Origin of the sequence: Micromonospora sp. NPDC005686 (assembly GCF_042871665.1) — a bacterium.
Classification (GTDB): domain Bacteria; phylum Actinomycetota; class Actinomycetes; order Mycobacteriales; family Micromonosporaceae; genus Micromonospora.
In genome coordinates, this window is the sequence record NZ_JBIAIY010000003.1 from 669,575 (window position 1) to 685,659 (window position 16,085).

General features: G+C 74.4%; 13 protein-coding genes. 5 read left to right on the top strand and 8 right to left on the bottom strand.

The window, feature by feature from the left end; all coding sequences use genetic code 11:
- Positions 1–12: 12 nt before the first annotated feature.
- Genes ACFYON_RS10235 through ACFYON_RS10250 form a run of 4 tightly spaced genes read right to left on the bottom strand, consistent with a single transcriptional unit; the run spans position 13 to position 4,305 of the window.
- Entirely contained in the window at positions 13–1,446 is a 1,434-nt protein-coding gene (locus ACFYON_RS10235; RefSeq protein WP_387188415.1) for a hypothetical protein, read from the bottom strand.
- Positions 1,443–1,988: a hypothetical protein gene (locus ACFYON_RS10240; protein WP_357707851.1), complete on the bottom strand. Its 546-nt coding sequence runs from the start codon at positions 1,986–1,988 to the stop codon at positions 1,443–1,445. Before ACFYON_RS10240 ends, ACFYON_RS10235 begins: the two co-directional genes overlap by 4 nt.
- Before the next feature lie 11 nt (positions 1,989–1,999).
- The gene (locus tag ACFYON_RS10245; RefSeq protein ID WP_357707849.1) at positions 2,000–2,551 is read right to left on the bottom strand and encodes a hypothetical protein; all 552 of its coding nucleotides are present in this window, start codon (positions 2,549–2,551) and stop codon (positions 2,000–2,002) included.
- 47 nt (positions 2,552–2,598) lie between these two features.
- Positions 2,599–4,305 (bottom strand): sugar ABC transporter permease, encoded by a 1,707-nt coding sequence (locus ACFYON_RS10250; protein ID WP_357707847.1) that lies wholly within the window; start codon positions 4,303–4,305, stop codon positions 2,599–2,601.
- A gap of 111 nt (positions 4,306–4,416) precedes the next feature.
- Between ACFYON_RS10250 and ACFYON_RS10255 the strand changes: the two genes are divergently transcribed.
- Positions 4,417–5,346 carry a diacylglycerol kinase family protein gene (locus ACFYON_RS10255; protein WP_357707845.1) on the top strand — a complete coding sequence of 310 codons (930 nt, stop codon included), beginning with the start codon at positions 4,417–4,419 and terminating at the stop codon, positions 5,344–5,346.
- Here the strand turns inward: ACFYON_RS10255 and ACFYON_RS10260 are convergent.
- Entirely contained in the window at positions 5,340–5,735 is a 396-nt protein-coding gene (locus ACFYON_RS10260; RefSeq protein WP_354863427.1) for a DUF2267 domain-containing protein, read from the bottom strand. The genes ACFYON_RS10255 and ACFYON_RS10260 overlap by 7 nt on opposite strands.
- A gap of 134 nt (positions 5,736–5,869) precedes the next feature.
- Between ACFYON_RS10260 and ACFYON_RS10265 the strand changes: the two genes are divergently transcribed.
- Positions 5,870–6,622 (top strand): dienelactone hydrolase family protein, encoded by a 753-nt coding sequence (locus ACFYON_RS10265; protein WP_355097453.1) that lies wholly within the window; start codon positions 5,870–5,872, stop codon positions 6,620–6,622.
- A gap of 117 nt (positions 6,623–6,739) precedes the next feature.
- A complete protein-coding gene (locus ACFYON_RS10270) occupies positions 6,740–7,453 on the top strand; it encodes an RraA family protein (RefSeq protein ID WP_387188412.1) in 714 nt (237 codons plus the stop codon).
- A 5-nt stretch (positions 7,454–7,458) separates the two neighbouring features.
- On the opposite strand, the gene dinB is transcribed toward ACFYON_RS10270, so the two are convergent.
- The 3 genes from dinB to ACFYON_RS10285 all read right to left on the bottom strand — a co-directional run bounded on the left by dinB (position 7,459) and on the right by ACFYON_RS10285 (position 13,319).
- Complete coding sequence (gene dinB, locus ACFYON_RS10275) at positions 7,459–8,646, bottom strand: DNA polymerase IV (RefSeq protein ID WP_355095978.1); 1,188 nt, start codon at positions 8,644–8,646, stop codon at positions 7,459–7,461.
- Between the two features lie 97 nt (positions 8,647–8,743).
- Positions 8,744–11,929, bottom strand: coding sequence for a penicillin acylase family protein (locus ACFYON_RS10280; protein WP_387188410.1), 3,186 nt, complete (start codon positions 11,927–11,929; stop codon positions 8,744–8,746).
- Positions 11,930–12,185: 256 nt separating this feature from the next.
- A complete protein-coding gene (locus ACFYON_RS10285; RefSeq protein ID WP_354863422.1) occupies positions 12,186–13,319 on the bottom strand; it encodes an N-acetylmuramoyl-L-alanine amidase in 1,134 nt (377 codons plus the stop codon).
- 211 nt (positions 13,320–13,530) lie between these two features.
- On the opposite strand from ACFYON_RS10285, the gene ACFYON_RS10290 reads away from it, so the two are divergent.
- Together ACFYON_RS10290 and ACFYON_RS10295 are read left to right on the top strand one after the other, a co-directional pair.
- On the top strand, positions 13,531–14,049 hold the full coding sequence (locus tag ACFYON_RS10290) for a thioredoxin family protein (RefSeq protein ID WP_354863421.1): 519 nt from the start codon (positions 13,531–13,533) through the stop codon (positions 14,047–14,049).
- Positions 14,018–15,805 (top strand): hypothetical protein, encoded by a 1,788-nt coding sequence (locus ACFYON_RS10295; RefSeq protein WP_354863420.1) that lies wholly within the window; start codon positions 14,018–14,020, stop codon positions 15,803–15,805. The genes ACFYON_RS10290 and ACFYON_RS10295 overlap by 32 nt, the downstream gene beginning before the upstream one ends.
- Positions 15,806–16,085: the final 280 nt, after the last annotated feature.

Consider the following 16,085-nt stretch of genomic DNA (forward strand, 5'->3'; position numbering starts at 1 on the left):
CGTCGGCGCGGCCTAGCCTGGAACCTGTTTGCATATCGAGACGGGCGGGATGACCTCCTCGTCGTGGTAGACGTCGGCGCGCCAACTCGGTCCGGCGGTCGCCGCGACCGGCGGGATCCGGGGCGCCCGGGACGGGCTGAGCAGGCTGAGGAACTTGTTGATCACCTGGATGACGGGTTCCAGGATCCGGTAGCCGATCCCGAATCTCGCCCGCACGCCGAGCCCGACACCCCGGCACAGCGCGTACGGCGCGCCGAGCGCGGAACCGATGGTGGCGCCGTACGAGGTGATCAGCTCGAACCAGATGCCGGCGGTGAACAGGAACGCGCTGATGCCCATGGTGAACCGCACGCCGTGCCGGACGACCAGGCCCATCACGCCGACCGGCACGCCGGTGAGCGAGTCGAGCAGGCTCACCCGGCGGGCGAAGCCCTCCGTCACACGCGAGCCCACCTGGCCGCCGGCGTAGCCGAACCCGAGCTTGCCGGCCAGCGCGTACTCGCCGGCGCCGCGGAACGTGCCCCGGCGTGCGCCGAACGCGGTGGCCACCTCCAGCGTCTGGCTCACCGTGAACGACAGCGGCAGGCCGGCGACCAGCCCGATCGGGAACGCGATGTCGACCGGCACCGGAAACGTGCGGCGGTGGTTCTGCCCGCCGTCGATGCCGGCGGTGAAGTCCACCTTGATGCCGAAGCCGCCGCCGATCTCCAGTTCGGCCCGATTCACCTTGCCCGCGCCGATGGCCAGGTGGAACGACGCGGCGGGCCGCCCGACCGTCAGCGTCGCGGTGCCGGCGAGCCGGAGCCCGCCGTCGTCGTACGTGAAGTGCGTGCCGACACCACCGGCGCAGCAGAACGTCCGCACCCGGTAGCCGTGTGCGGTGGCGCCCGCCTGCCCGCCCGGTGCCGGTGGCGGTTGGGCGGGCGCCACGGAGAGCGGGCGGGAGCGGCCGAGCGTGCCGCCGGCCGCCGCGGTCTCCCGGGTCCACGACGGCTCGCCGGCCACGTAGACCGTCGGGCGGTCGAGGGTGACGTCGTCCCCACCGAAGGTGCCGTCCCGGATCACCTCGGTGAGCGTGACCGGGCCGATCGTGACGACCAGGTCGCCGCCGTCCTCGGCCAGGTCGAGCACCCGGCCCACGCCGCGTCCGGTGAGGAACATGACCCGGCCGGGTGCGAGCCGGTCGGCGTCGCGCGCGTCCGGGTCCAGCCGCCAGATCAGCCCGTCCGGGCTCACCGACCGCACGGTGCGGCTGCCCCCGCCGACAAGCACCACGTCCGGTTGCAGCGTGACGTCCTTCCCCGGCGCCGGCGCCCGCCCGTACCGGGGCTGCTCCCCGTCGCCCGCGCCGGCCGGGTCCGGCGTGGACCCGCCGCAGCCGGTCACCAGGAGCAGCACCGCCAGACCGGCCGCGAGCAGCCGCCGGCCGCGCACCGCCGCCGTCACATCCGGCCGGCGACGGTACGGGCGAGTCGTTCCAGCGGCGCCCGGTTCTCCTGTGGGTCGTTGAGCCGCACCAGCCGCACCGCGACCCACAGGTCCCCCTTGCGGAGGAAGAACGCCTCATAGGTGAGCAGTGCCTCGTCGGCCACTCCGGTCAGCTCGCGGATCTCGTGCCCGAGCTGCCGCTCGATGTCGAGGTACTTCTTGGCGCCCTCGCCCACGAACACCTCGACCTGGGCGGTCGGCCCGCTCGTCGGTGCGGTGAAGGTGCAGGACTGCCCGGCCACCACCGGTTCGTCGAGCGGCGTGCCGGCGAGGCGTTCGGCGTCGGCCTCGGGCACCAGGGCGCAGGCGTCCGGCGCGTCGGCGGCGTCCACCGATTCGGTGCTCGGCTCGGCCGGCGCCTCCCCGGTCGGGTCCGCGACCGGCGTGCCCGCGCCGGGCGCTGCGCCACCGGCGGCCGGCGGGTCGTCGCCGCCGCAGCCGGCCGGCGCAATGAGCAGGGTCGCGGTCAACGCGAGCGCGATCAGTCGGCGGGTTCGCACGCCTGCCCCGCTCAGGCCGGGATCGCGTCGAGAGCGCGACGCAGGATCTGTTCGTTGCCGGTGGTGCCGCCGCTGAAGCTGCTGATGGTCACCGTGTACGCGCCCTTGCCGTCGATCAGCACCGCCTCGCCGCGCACGTCCTTGACCGCGAGGTAGCCCTGCTCGCCCCGGTCCAGGTCGACGACCTTCTCGTACTGCTCGACGGCCTGGTTGTGCTGGTAGTTGTAGGTGGTCTTGCCGGCGGTGACGGAGGCGGTGGTGACCGACAGTTGGGCGATGCCGTCGCCGAACGAGCAGTTGCCCTCGTCGCGCAGCTTCCGGTCGACCAGTTCGGAGACCTGGGCGGCGGTGAACGGGCACGGTGGCCGCACGTCGTCCACCGCGCCCGCGTCCGGGTCGCCGCCGTCCTCGCCCGCCACGGTGTCGGCCGAGCCGCCGTCGAACACGTCGCCGCCGGAGTCGCACCCGGCCGGCGCGAGCAGGGCGAGCAGCACCAGGGGCAGCGCCAGGCGGGCGCGGTGGAGACGGGCGGTCCGGACCGGGGTGAGCGCGTCAGTTGCCATGCCTGCGACGCTAGGCGCGACGTCACCGCCCGTAATCGGGGATTTCCCTATGCGGTGACCTTGGCGACGGGCTCGTCCGCCCCGGCGGGCGGCGCGTCCGCGTCGCTGCGCCGCCCCACCCGGATGGCGAGCCGCTCCACGTAGCCGATCATGAGCGCGGCGAACAGCAGCACGAACAGCACCAGCATCGGCAGCGGCAGGATCAGGCCCAGCGGAAGCTCACCGCCGCCGCCGAACGCGCGGTTCGCGATCATCGTCACCAGCGCGGGCGCGGTGAGGCTGTCCGGACCCTTACCCACCAGTGTCGTCCACAGTGGCGACTGGGCGTGCGCCAGCCAGGTCAGCAACGCGGTCACGGCCAGCATCGGCAGCGCCGGCAGCAGCAGCGTACGGCTGGCGCCACCGCCGGAGCGCCACCGCTCGTGCTGGCCCCGGAACAGCAGCGTGAACGCGAACAGCGCGGGCACCGACAGCCAGGTCGGCGGCACCAGGGCGAGGAACAGGCCCAGCTGTTCGCGCTCCATTGTGCGTTCGAAATTGGCGATGGCCAGCGGGCCGGCACCGACGAACAACCAGGGCGCGAACGGCACCAGCAGCAGTTCGCTCCAGCGTCCGAGCGGTCGCAGCGCGCCGATCCCGAATCCGGCCAGCGCGGCGAGCGTCACCGCGACGAGTGTGGACAGCAGGGGCGGCACCCAGGTGTTGGCGAACACGTTGGTGGTCTCGATCCCCCGCGGCAGGGGCCCGGTATCGGCGGAGAAGTTCCGCAGCCACGGCAGCGACGCCCAGACGGTCACGCCGACGACCACGACGAGCGCGGCGACGGTCGACCCGACGAGCAGCGGTCGGCGGCCGGCGAAGGACTCCGCCTCCCGGACGGCCGGGCCGTCCCGCCAGCCGTCGAATTCGATGCGCAGCCGGGTCGCCAGGATCAGTCCCACCGCGGCCAACCCGAGCAGCCCGAGCAGAACCAGCAGCAGCGTCGACGTGGCCGATCCGACGCCCAGGCGCAACGTCCGGAACGAGGTCTGCGCGATGCTGAACACCGGCGTCGCCGTGTAGTCGCCGCCCGGCCCGGCGCCGGTCAGGATGTACGGGGCGGTGAACGTCTGCAGGCCGACCGCGAGGACGCCCAGCCCGAGCAGCCCGCCGACGGCCAGCATGGCGGGCGCGGGTCGCTGGTCGAGGTCACGGCGGCGCAGTGCGCTCAGGTACAGCGTCGCGGCTACCGCGACGACCAGCCCGAACGTCACCTGTGCCAGCGCCGAGACGAGGAACGTCCGGGGGGACTGCAGATTCTCGGTGTAGGTGCCGCTCTCGATGTTCTCGGTGCGTCGGCCGAGGTACACGGCGACCGGCGCGTACGCGGCGAGCGGCAGCGCCAGCACGCCCCGGGTGACCAGGCGGGCGACCCGGCCGGCCCGGTCGGCGAGGACGGCGAGCAGCGGTGCGGCGAGCAGCGCCACCGCCAGCGGGATCAGGCTGAGCAGCACCGCGAAGCCGACCTGTCCGACGAACCCCGAGGCGAACACGGACTCGTAGTTCGACGCACCGGCCGCCTGATCCGGGCGGCGCGGCCCGTCGTTGTCGAAGCTGCGGGCCACTGTGGAGAGGGTGGGCAGGACGTACGACCAGATCCAGGCGATCACCGCCGGGACGACCAGTGCCAGCCCGATCAGGGTCCGCCCCGGACGACTCCGCGGTGCGGTCGGGGGACCAGGAACTGTCGCCTGCGGCGCTGCGGGCTGACTCATCTGGACAACCACCCTCCAAGCTCGATGATCTCGACCGCCGCGACGATAACCGACCCGCTCAACACCGGCAGTGCGACCGGCCCACGGCCGCGGGCGGCTACTGTCGCACCCGTGCGGACCAAGCAGGAACTGTCGGCGGCGATCCGGGAACGGCGGCGGGCGGCGCTGGTGGTCAACGCGCACTCCCGCCGTGGCCGGCGGCTCTACGACACCGTCCACTCGCGCCTGCGCGCGGCCGGGTTCACGCTGCTCGGCGCCTACCCGGTGGACCGGCCGGGCGAGCTGGACCAGGTGCTCGCCGAGGCCGCCGGCCTCGGGCCGGACCTGCTGGTCACCGGCGGCGGCGACGGCACCGTCGGCGCGGCGGCCCGGCTGCTCGCCCACCGGGACATCGCGATGGGCCTGCTGCCGCTGGGCACCACGAACAACTTCGCCCGCACCGTCGGCGTCCCGCTCGACCTGGACGCCGCGATCGGAGTGCTCACCGACGGCAAGGTGATCGACGTCGACCTGGGCCTGATCGGCGACACCCGGTTCACCAACCACGTCGGGATCGGGCTGTCCGCCGACATCATGCAGGCCGCGCCCCCGGCGCTGAAGCGGGTCGTCGGGCGGCTCGCGTACCCGCTGACCGGGCTGGGGCTGCTGGCCCGGCACCGCCCGCTGGCCGTGACGGTCCGCGCCGAGGGCCGCGAGCACACCTTCACCACGCACCAGGTGTACGTGGCGAACGGCGGCTTCCACGCCGGCCGGCCGATCACCGCCGACGCCACCGCCGACGACCGGCTGCTGGTCGCGTACCCGGTGGGCGGGCCGACCCGGCGCGGGCTGCTGCGCGAGACGGCGCGCAACGCGGCGGCCGGCCACCGCCGCACGCTCGGCGAGGAGCCGTTCCTGGCGGTACGCCAGGTGTGGCTGGACACCGACCGGCCGGCCCGCATCGAGGTCGACGGCGAGCCGTACGGGCGGACCCCGGTCCGCATCGGCCTGGACCCGAACGCGCTGCGGCTGATGGCCCGCCCGGACAGCCCGGATCACTGACCGGTCAGATACCTGGCGCTCTGGTCGGCGACCTCGCCGTACTCGGCCGGGAGTTGCCCGACGACCTGGGCGTAGGCGGCCGGGTCGACGGCGTCGCGCAGCACGTCGAACACCGCGGTGACCCCGTCCCGGGCGGCGTCCGCGTCCACGTCGGCGCGCCCGCTCACCCGCTCCACGAACACGTCGAGGCCGAACGGCTCGGCATCCTCGGCCGGGCCGAAGGCGTACGCCCGCAGCGCCTCCGGCAGCCGGTCCGCGAGGTCGCGGGCTTCCCCGCCGTCGATGCGCTCGGCCAGCGTGGTCAACGTGGCCCGGGTGACGGCGGTGGCCTGCTCCGCGGACGCGCCGCACCGCTGGGCCACCGCGTCGATGAACTGGTCCTGGTCCATCTCGCCGCCTTCCTCCGCCGGGAGTGCGGGATTCCCGCCCTGGACCTCCGCAAACGGCCGGTGCGCCCTCGGGTGCCGGCGTCGTCGGGCCCGGGTAGCGTGCAGCGCGAACCCGCAGCGAGGAGGCCCCGACAGTGCAGCCGACGACCGTGGACGTGCCCACCCCCGACGGGACGGCCGACGCCTACCTGGCCGTGCCGGAGGCCGCCGGGCCGTTCCCGCCCGTCCTGCTGTTCATGGACGCGTTCGGGCTGCGGCCCCGGGTGGCGGAGATGGCCGCCACGATCGCCGCCCGCGGCTACGTGGTGCTGGCCCCCAACCTGTTCCACCGCTCCGGGCGCGCGCCGCTTGTCGACCTCGGCGCGCTCGCCGACGACAGCCGCCGGGCCGCCCTGTTCGAGCGGCTCGGGCCGATGATGGCCGCGTTGACGCCTGATGCGGTGGCCCGCGACACCGCCGCCTACCTGGACTTCCTCGCCGCCCGCCCGGATGTCGCGCCGGGCCCGGCGGTGCTCACCGGCTACTGCATGGGTGGCACGAACGCGCTGCGCGCGATCGAGGCGCTTCCGGACCGGATCGCCGCGGTGGCCGCGTTCCACGCCGGGCGGGTGGTCACCGACGCCCCGGACAGCCCGCACCTGGCCGTCGGCGCGGTGACCGGCGAACTGTACTTCGGGCACGCCGACGCCGACCCGTCGATGACCGCCGAGCAGATCGCCACGCTGGAGAGGACGCTGGACGACGCGGGTGTGACCTACCGCTCCGAGGTGTACGCCGGCGCCCGCCACGGCTACACCCAGTCGGACACCCCGATGTACGACGAGCGGGCCACGCAGCGGCACTGGACGGCCCTGTTCGACCTGCTCGACCGCACGTTCGGGCGCTGACCCGCCCCGGCGTGCGGGGTCCGGCCGGGGGAGGATCCACCGGGCCGGGCCGGGCCGCAGGCCACCGGGTGCCGACTGGCACCTGCCCGCGCCGCTCCGGCTGGTTAGCGTCGGCGCATGGACACCCGTCACGACGAGCCGGCCGCGCGCTTCGCCGCGCTGAGCACCGCCCACGTCGCCGACGCCTGCCTGCGCGCCGGCGTCCCCGTCCGCTGCGCCCCGGCCGCCGTCGTCCCGGTGCTGCCCGGCCGGCGCCTGGCCGGCCGGGTTCGCCCGGCCCGGCACGCCGGTAGCGTGGACGTCTTCCTGGAGGCGATCGAGCAGGCCGCCGACGGGGACGTGCTCGTCGTCGACGACGGCGGGCGCACCGACCGGGCCTGCGTCGGTGACCTGGTGGTGCTGGAGGCGCGGGCCGCCGGCCTGGCCGGGCTGGTGGTGTGGGGCGCGCACCGCGACACCGCGGACCTGGTCGCGGTCGGCCTGCCGGTGTTCAGCCTCGGCGCCACCCCGAGCGGGCCGCTGGAACTGGACCCGCGCCCGGACGGTGCGCTGGAGCAGGCCCGGGTCGGTCCGTTCACTGTCGGCCCGCGGGATCTGGCGCTGGCCGACGACGACGGCGTGCTGTTCGTACCCGCCGATCGGGCCGGGGAGCTGTTCGAGCTGGCCGAGTCCATCCGGGACACCGAGCGGCGGCAGGCCGACCGGATCCGGGCCGGGCAGTCGCTGCGCGCGCAGGTCGGGTTCGGCGCGTACCTGGCGGCCCGGGCCGCCGACCCGGCGCTGACGTTCCGGGCGCACCTGCGCGCGGTGGGTGGCGCGATCGAGGAGTGACCCGGTCAGTCCGGCAGCCGGGGCGTCTCGACGCCCGGGTCGCGGCCGAGCAGCACGCCGCGGGTCAGCGCCCGTGATCCGAAGCGGTCTCGCACCGCGTCGACGGCGGCGTCCAGCGCCGGGCCCGGGTCGGCGGTGAACGGCAGGGTGAGCTGCGTGTGCCCGCCGCCCAGGTTGCCCACGGAGACGCCGAGCAGCGTGACGCCACGTTCTGCGATCTGCGGGAGCGCGGCGCGCAGCAGGTCACCGGCGGCGGCACGCAGCGGCCCGGTCTGCGCGGTCGGCTCGTCGAGCGTGTGCGACCGGGTGGCCCGGGTGTAGTCGGCGAAGCGCAGCCGCAGCGTCACGGTGCGGCCGGTGCGCCGGGCGGCGCGCATCCGCCCGGTGACCCGGTCGACCAGGCCGGCCAGCACCGCGTCCAGGTCGGCGGGGGAGTGCGGCCCGCGTCCCAGCGCGTGCTGCGCGCCCATCGAGGAACGGCGGCGGCCCACCTGCACCGCCCGGGGGTCGCGGTTGTGCGCCAGGGCGTGCAGGTGCCGGCCGGCGCCCGCGCCGACCAGCGACACCAGCGTCGGCTCGTCCAGCCGGGCCACCTGCCCGACGGTACGGATGCCGCGCTCGCGCAGCCGGGCGGCGGTGACCGGGCCGACGCCCCACAGCCGTTCGACGGGCAGCGGGTGCAGGAACGCCAGTTCCCGCTCCGGCTCCACGACCAGCAGCCCGTCCGGCTTGGCCACGCCGCTGGCCACCTTCGCCAGGAACTTCGTCCGGGCCACGCCGACGGTGATCGGCAGGCCGACCTCGCGGCGTACCCGATCCCGCAGCACGGCCGCGATGCCGGCCGGCGGCCCGGCGAGCCGCCGCAGCCCACCCACGTCGAGGAACGCCTCGTCGATGCTGAGCCCTTCGACGAGCGGGGTGGTGTGCCGGAAGATCTCGAACACCGCCCGGCTGGCGGCGGTGTACGCGGCCATCCGGGGCGGCACCACTGTCGCGTCCGGGCAGAGCCGCCGCGCCTGCCGGCCGCCCATCGCGCTGCGCACGCCCCGCGCCTTGGCCTCGTAGCTGCACGCGAGGACCACGCCGCCGCCGACGATCACCGGCCGGCCGCGCAGCCGGGGGTCGTCGCGCTGCTCGACCGACGCGTAGAACGCGTCCAGGTCGGCGTGCAGGATGGTGGCCTCGCTCGACACCCCGACATTCTCGCACACATGTTCGAATTGGCGGGACTGACCTGCCCGGACACAGGCGACCGGCCGGCGGGAGCACCCGCCGGCCGGTCGCGAGCGGTCACCGTCCGTAGACCTCGAACTCGTAGAGCGAGAAGCCGTACGAGGTGGCCCGCGTGACGCCGTACATCCGTACGTAGCGGGCGCCGACCGGGGCGAACGTCGCGTTGTCGACGCCGCCGTTGCCGGTGGTGGTGCTGAACACCGGCTGCCAGGAGTTGCCGTCACCGGAGACCTCGATCCGGTAGCCGGTGGCGTACGCCGCCTCCCACCGCAGCACCGCCCGGCTGATCGTCCGGGCCGAGCCGAGGTCCACCCGCAGCCACTGGTTGTCGTTGTAGCTGCTGGACCACCGGCTGCCGAGACTGCCGTCGACCGCCTTGGCCGGGGTGTTGCTGGTCAGGAGTTGGGTGCTCGACGCGGTGGCGGTGCGGCCCTGCGCCAGGTTGGTCACCGCGTCGCCCCGGCGCGCCGGGAACGAGACGACCTGCTGGTAGGTGGGCCGGTTCTGCCAGGCGATGAGCGGGTGGGTGATGCCGCCGAGCCCGGACTGGGCGATCGAGTCGGCGCACCACTGGTCGCCGGCCCCGCAGGACGAGTCGCCCGGGTAGACGGTGGTCGCCGGCGCCGCCGCGGCTTGGCCGAGCGTGTCGAGCAGCGCCTGCCGGCACGCGCCCAGGTTGCCGTTGCCGCAGTAGGTGCGCCCGAGCCCACCGGCCACCGGGTCGCCGAGCACGGCACGCAGGTCCTTGTCGACGTAACCCCACCAGCCGTACTGGAACGACGAGCCCTTGTGCGCCTGCCCCTGCGACGCCCAGTTCACGGTGCCGTCGCGCGCCGCGTTCTGGCCGCCCGAGGGCGACTCGTTGACCTGGAGGGCGCCGACGAGCGCGCCGTACAGGTCGGGGCCGAGACCGGGCCGGAACTGCGCCGAGGCCAGCAGCGGCCACCAGGCGTCGAAGATCCGGATGGCGTCGGCGTGCTGGTAGATCTTCGACCCGGGCGACGTCTCCACCCGCCGCGACCCGGCCTGCTGCCAGGCCCGCAGCTTGCTCACCGCGGCGGCCAGCGCCGGATCGGTGACCGGCGTGCTGTCCAGCACCCGCAGCAACTCGCCGAGGACCTGCTGGCCGCGCAGGTCGGTCACCGCCGCCTCGGCGGTGATCCGCACGACGTCGGCGCGGCCGACCTTGCGCTGGGCGATGGCCGCCTTGACCGGGCCGTCGAGAAGTTGGGCGCGGTGCACCGCGCCGTAGCTGAAGTTGCCGTCGGCCGCGCCGAAGTCGCGCGCCTGCTTGTTGTTCCAGCTGACGTAGTAGTCCTGGTTGACCGACTGCGGGTGGGCCGACGCCGGGGCGTACGTGGCGTCGTTGGTGTCCGGGTTCCAGCCGGCCCACTCGTACGCCGGCTCCGCCTTGGCCGGCAGGTTCGGGTCGAGCCCGGACGGGCGGACCGGGTTCGCGCCGGAGTTGAAGTACGCCGCCTCGGTCGAGTTGACGTAGAACCAGTTGAACGCGTACCCGACGCTGGCCGCGGACGCCTGGAACGCCGCCGCGCTGCCCATCGCCGCCGGGTCGTTGTACGCCTGGAAGCCGATCGCCGAGTCGGCCTCGTGCCGGTAGGTGGAGCGCAGCTTGGTGAACGCGGTGGGCTGCCCGTTCACCAGCCCCCGGTAGGCCACCAGCCCGTACTTGGTGCGCAGCGAGCGCAGCGTGTACGCGCCGGCCGGGGTGGAGTCGGCGAGCGTCGGCGACCAGGAGTTGCGCTTCTCCAGCACCTCCATCGCGACGCACTGGCCGCGGTAGAGGTAGCGGTTGGAGCGCAGCGTCGGCGCGGTGCCGTCGGTGGTGCACAGCGGCACCGCGTACGTGTCGGTCAGGTCCTGGTTGGCGGAGGTGGCGCTCCACGCGTAGTCCTGGCCGCGGCCGAGCAGCACGTAGAGGTTCAGCCCGGCGAACGCGGCGCCGCGTGCGCTGATCCCTGGCCCTTGGAGTTCCTGGAGCATCAGCAGCTGCGGAGCGAAGTAGCCGGTCTGCGGGCCGAACACGGCCACCGGGTTGCCGCTGGTGGTGTGCCGTCCGGAGACCACCACCGCGTTGGACATGCCGTGCGACCGCAGGGTGGACAGGCCGCCGAGCAGGTCCTTGGTGGCCGCGCTGGTGCCGGTGCGGGCGGCGGCCCCGCCGGTGGCGTCGTACGCGAGCGGCTCGGCGACCACGGTGCCGGCGTCCGGCAGCACCGCGCTGGTGGCGCCGGGCGGCGTCGCGCCGTAGGGGAAGCTCTGCCCGGCGTGCAGCGTCAGCACGGTCTCCGGGTCGTTCTGCGAGCGGAACGCCGTCCAGACCCGGTCGCCCTCGGTCGGCCCGTACTTGGCCCGGGCGGCCACCCGGACCAGCGCGGACTGCATCTCGCTGCCGCCGCCTCCGCCGAACAGCCCGCCGATGACACCGGCGGTGGCGATCAGGTCGGTCATGGTGAAGTGCTTCGGCTTGCCGGCGCCGGTGAGCACGTACTCGCCGGGGTAGTTGTCGTCGGCGATCGACTTGTCGATGTAGGCGTTGATGCCGGCGATGTAGTCGGCCACGTCGGTGTGGAGCTGCTGGCCCCGGGTGCCCTTGAGGCGCAGCGCGTCCACCTGGGCCTGGAGGTCGGCCTCGGTGTAGGGCGAGTTGGCCCAGACGCTCTGCTCCAGCTCCCGGTTGCCGGGGGCGCCGCCGGCGAACGAGGTGACGTTGCCGCGGCCGACGTGCCGCAGCAGGTCCATCACCCAGAGCCGGTCCTGGGCGCCGGCGTAGCCGGCCCCGAACATGGTGCCGGCGCGGGTGGTGCCGGTGACGTGCGGGACGCCGGTGGCCTTGTCCCGCACGATGGTGACGTCCGAACGCGGCGAGATCCTGCTCTCGACCTGCGCGTCGGGGACGCCGAACGAGGCGTCGTTGTAGAAGTGGGCGATCTGCTCGTCGGTCAGCCCGGCGTAGTTGTAGACCAGGTTGGCGTACTCGTCGAGCTGGTCGCTGGAGTGCGCGGGCCGGGTGCCGAGCGCCTGGTGGGCCAGGATGCCGGCGAGCGTGGCGTTGCCGTTCTGGCCGGGCGGCAGGATGTCGGCGCACTGGCCGAGGCAGTAGTCGTCGGGGGTGAACGTGGTGTCGGCGAGCGCCGGTGACGGCGGGGTGACCGTCAGGACGCTCGCGGTGAGGACGGCGGCGGTGAGCGCCGCGAGGCGGGCACGGATGGCGGGTCGTGGCATGGCGATCCTCCGGGGACGCGGAGTCGGGCCGTTCGGTACGCCCGGCTGACGGTGTCTCGCCCTCCGCGCCGGGCGTCGTGCCCGGAGGTGAGAATGACTCATATCTATCTGCGGGCAATGATCGGTGCATCACCGGCGTCCGGGATAGCCGTTGTTCACCAGTCGTCAATGCCGACGTTTCGCCGCGTTCCGCACCACAACGAGGCGGTGGGGGTGGCGCGTCGCCACCCCCACCGCTCTCCCCGCCGGTGCGCCGTCAGTGCTTGTGGAACGACTGGCGCACCACACCCCCCACCAGCGCGCACCAGGTGGTGGTGCTGATCTTGCCGTTGGGCGGTAGTCCGTGCAGGTGCTGGAGGTCCTTCACCGCCGTGCGGGTGGCGTGGTCGTACTCGCCGGTCGGGACGACCTCGGCGTAGCCCTTGGAGGCGAGCATGAACTGCGCGGCGGTCACCGGGATCCCGCTCGACTTCTGGTCCAGCTCCGGCGCCAGGGTCTCCCAGGTCGGCGCCGTGAGGGTGGCGTCGACGTCGACAGGGATGCCGTTGCGGGCCTGCCAGTCCTGCACCGCCGCGACGGTGGCCGCGTCGAACACGCCGGTGACCGGCACGGTGTAGCCCTGGAACGTCAGCAGGTACTGCGCGACCCGGACCACCGGCCCTCCGACGAAGCGCCAGATGTCCGGCCAGCGGCGGGCCGGCACGTCGCCCAGGTCGGTGCCGAGTTCCTTGAACACCGCGCGGCGCAGCGCCGGGAACTCCCGGTAGAACATCGCGCCCGGGCAGAGTGTGGCGCGGAAGTCCCAGTGGCCGAAGATGTCGTGCGCGTGCAGTCCGTACTGCCGGCAGATCGCGGTGCACAGCCGGGCGAGGGAGTCGAGCAGCTCCTCCGGCGGCGTCTCGGTGACGTAGGTGCCCTCGTTCTCGATGCCGATGGCCCGCCCGTTCTCGCCCGGGCAGTGCGCGGCGATCATCTGCCGGTCGCCGGCCCGCAGCCGGTCCAGGCTGCCGTGCCGTCCTTCCAGGACGTGGCCGCCGCGGCTCACCGTGAAGTGCTGCCCGGTGTCGGACCAGCCATTGCCGTCCATGTGCAGGTCCTGGCAGTCGCGGGCGAGCTGCCTGGCGTGCTCCTCGGAGTAGTCGGTGACGTTCGGGAACGCCATGTGGTGCACGATGATCTTGTTGGTCGGGATCGCGCTCACCGACAGCGGGTCGGCCGGCGGGCGGGCGGCCCACTCGTCGCAGCTGATGATCCAGTCGAGGTTCGCGCCCGGCGCCGCCTGCGCGGCGGCCGGCAGGGCGAGCTCGCTCCCGACGACCGCGACCGCGGCGGCGCCGAGGCCGGCCCGCAGCAGCGTACGGCGGTCCAGCTCGGGGTGGTCGAAGTGCATCTCGCCTCCTCGATGGCCCGGCCAGCGCCGGGCGATGTAAAGGAACTGCAAAGAATGCGCGCGTGGTGGAGAATATTGCCGGGCGCGCGCGGTGCGCCAGAGGACAAAAGCGACGTTCGCCGGTCGTTCCTACCGCCGGAGTAGGCGATCTCATATTCGCTGACCGGGACGGACCATGTCCTTCCGCTGTCCGCCGTCACAGCCTGGGCCGGTGCAGTCGCCCAGCCCGGCCGGGATCGTCGTGCTCCTCGCGGTGCTCGTGGCCGCCACCGCGTTCGGCTGGTGGCGCCGCCGCCACGACGGGCGGCTGCGCGCCGTCCGGAATCGCCCATCGACCGCCGCCGACGCGCCGCACCGGGCCAGCCTCACCGCCCTCGGGGTACGCCCCGGCGAGGTCACGCTGGTGCAGTTCTCCGCCCCGGTCTGCGCGCCCTGCCGGGCCGCCCGCCGGGTGCTCGCCGACGTCGCCACCCGCCTCGGCGGCGTGACGGTGCTGGAGGTCGGCGTGGACGAACACCTCGACGCGGCCCGGGAACTGAACGTGTGGCGCACCCCGACCGTGCTGGTGGTGGACGCGGCCGGCCGCGTGGTGCGCCGGGCCGCGGGCGTGCCCGACCGCCGCGCTCGCCGCCCGGGTGGCGGTGCCCCCGCGTTGACGTTCCGCACGTACGCTGGCCCCGGCGGGATGGGGGAGTGGCATGGCGGGTCGCGGGCGGCTGGACCGGCGTAGCCTGCTCGCCGCCGCCGGCGGGCTGGCGGTCGCCGGGATCGGCGTGCCGGTGGGGCTGGCCGCCACGCACGACAGGCCGCCGCCCCCGCCACGCGGCCGGCGGCCGGTCAGCATGGCGATGCACCTGCACGCCTCGTTCAGCGAGGGCGTGGCCAGTTACGCCGCCCACCTGGACCAGGCCCGCCGCAACGGCGTCGACGTGCTCTGGTGGACCGACCACGACTTCCGGGTCGCCGCCCACGACCACCGCCGCGTCGTCCACTTCGACGGTCCGGAGGAACGCGAGGGCGGCCTGGCCTGGACCTGGCAGCCGGCCACCGAGGGGCGGCTGTCCGCCTCGGCCGCCGACTTCGTGGACGCGCCGGACGCCCTCGACGGCCCGGGCCGCGCGCTGCGCCTCACCGCCGCCGGTTCCGGCACCTTCTGGTATGCGGGCAAGGCGTGGAACTGGACGCACACCGCCAACATCTCCGACACCACACTGCACCTCGACGTCCGCCGCGAGGCCGCCGGCCGGGACGCCACGCTCACCGTGGAGCTGGCGCTCTCGCACCACCCGGCCGGACCCGGCCGGCCCGCCGGGCAGCTCGTGCTGCGCTACCGCCTCGGCGGAGTGGACACGGTCCGGCACACGGTCGACGGCCGGCACGGCACAGTGGAGCTGCCCGCGCCGGCCGGTGCGTGGCGGCCGTACACGTTCGACCTGCTCGCCGACGTGCGGCGGCTCTGGCCGGACCTGGTCGCCGGGGACAACTCGCTGCGCGGGCTGCGCCTCGGCGTGACGGTGGCCGGTGGCGCGCGCGGCGCGTACCTGGTGGACCGGCTCGTCTTCGACCGCGCCCGCCGCGCCGGGCAGGCGGGCGAGGAGTTGCGCGCCGAGGTGCTGCGCGGCTACGACGGGGCGTACCCCGGCGTCACCCACCACCGCGCGTACGAGGTGTCGATGGTGCGGCACCTCAACTGGTTCGGTGGCGACGGCACGCTGCCGCGCTTCCCGTCCCCGCCGCACCGGGACAACGACGTCGACGCCACCGAGAAGATGGTGGAGTTCCTGCACTCGCACGGCGGCGTCGTCTGTTGGAACCACCCGCTGGACGCGGAGCGCCGCGAGTCGCTGGCCCGGCTGCTGGTCAGCCGCGACGCGCTCGGCGTCGACCTGATCGAGATCGGCCGGAGACCGGTCGAGGACCACCTGTGGGCGTACGACGTGGCAGCCCGCAACGCGATCCCGCTCACCGCCGTCGGGGTCACCGACGACCACGACGGCACCGACTGGCGGGCCGGCCGGGACCGGAACGTCACGTCGGTCTGGGCGGCCTCGACCGGCCGGGACGACCTGGTCGCGGCGCTGCGCGCCGGGCAGGCGTGGTTCGCCGACCTGGCCGGCTACCGGGGCGCGCTGGACCTGGAACTGGGTGGCCGCAGCGCCATGGGCGCGCTCGCCGTGCTCGCCGAGGACACCGTCACGGTGCGGCTGCGCGCCACCGACCTGCCCGCGGGCGCCACGCTGGAGACGGTCACCGGCGAGGTCGACCGGGCCGGTGTCGCGGACCCGACACCGGCGGTCCGGGTCGGGCAGGTCCCCTGGCGGCAGTTGCGGCAGGGCTGGCACGACCTCCCGGTGCGCGTCGGCGCCGGCACGTACGTGCGCACCCAGATCCGCGACCGCGACGGCGAGATAGTGGGCGCGAGCAACCCCGTCTGGCTGCTCCGCACCCCTCCACCGGCCGGCATCCGCCCACCCCGCCGCTTCTGACGCTCCTTACCCCCGCCGCTCCGCTTCCTCTCCGCCGATCATGAGGTTGGCGGCGATATCTGCCCTTTTTATCCCTGTCAACTTCATGATCGATGAGGCGGGAGCGGTTGCCGGGGTCTGGTACTCGTGACGGTGTGTCCGATACCGACCACGTGCCGGGCGGCGCTGCGCCGTACCGGGAACCGGGCGCCGACCGGCGTCCGGAAGCAGCCGTTGCGGCGATGGCCGGCGGCTGCGCCACGGTGAGAATGACGAGCGAGGCGGCGTCCGACATCCGCCC

What these genes read in the sequence shown, in the direction of transcription:
- ACFYON_RS10280 (WP_387188410.1), bottom strand. Translation starts at nt 11,929, where the DNA reads ATGCCACGACCCGCCATCCGTGCCCGCCTCGCGGCGCTCACCGCCGCC.
- ACFYON_RS10250 (WP_357707847.1), bottom strand. Translation starts at nt 4,305, where the DNA reads ATGAGTCAGCCCGCAGCGCCGCAGGCGACAGTTCCTGGTCCCCCGACC.
- ACFYON_RS10245 (WP_357707849.1), bottom strand. Translation starts at nt 2,551, where the DNA reads ATGGCAACTGACGCGCTCACCCCGGTCCGGACCGCCCGTCTCCACCGC.
- ACFYON_RS10260 (WP_354863427.1), bottom strand. Translation starts at nt 5,735, where the DNA reads ATGGACCAGGACCAGTTCATCGACGCGGTGGCCCAGCGGTGCGGCGCG.
- ACFYON_RS10295 (WP_354863420.1), top strand. Translation starts at nt 14,018, where the DNA reads ATGGCGGGTCGCGGGCGGCTGGACCGGCGTAGCCTGCTCGCCGCCGCC.
- ACFYON_RS10285 (WP_354863422.1), bottom strand. Translation starts at nt 13,319, where the DNA reads ATGCACTTCGACCACCCCGAGCTGGACCGCCGTACGCTGCTGCGGGCC.
- ACFYON_RS10270 (WP_387188412.1), top strand. Translation starts at nt 6,740, where the DNA reads ATGGACACCCGTCACGACGAGCCGGCCGCGCGCTTCGCCGCGCTGAGC.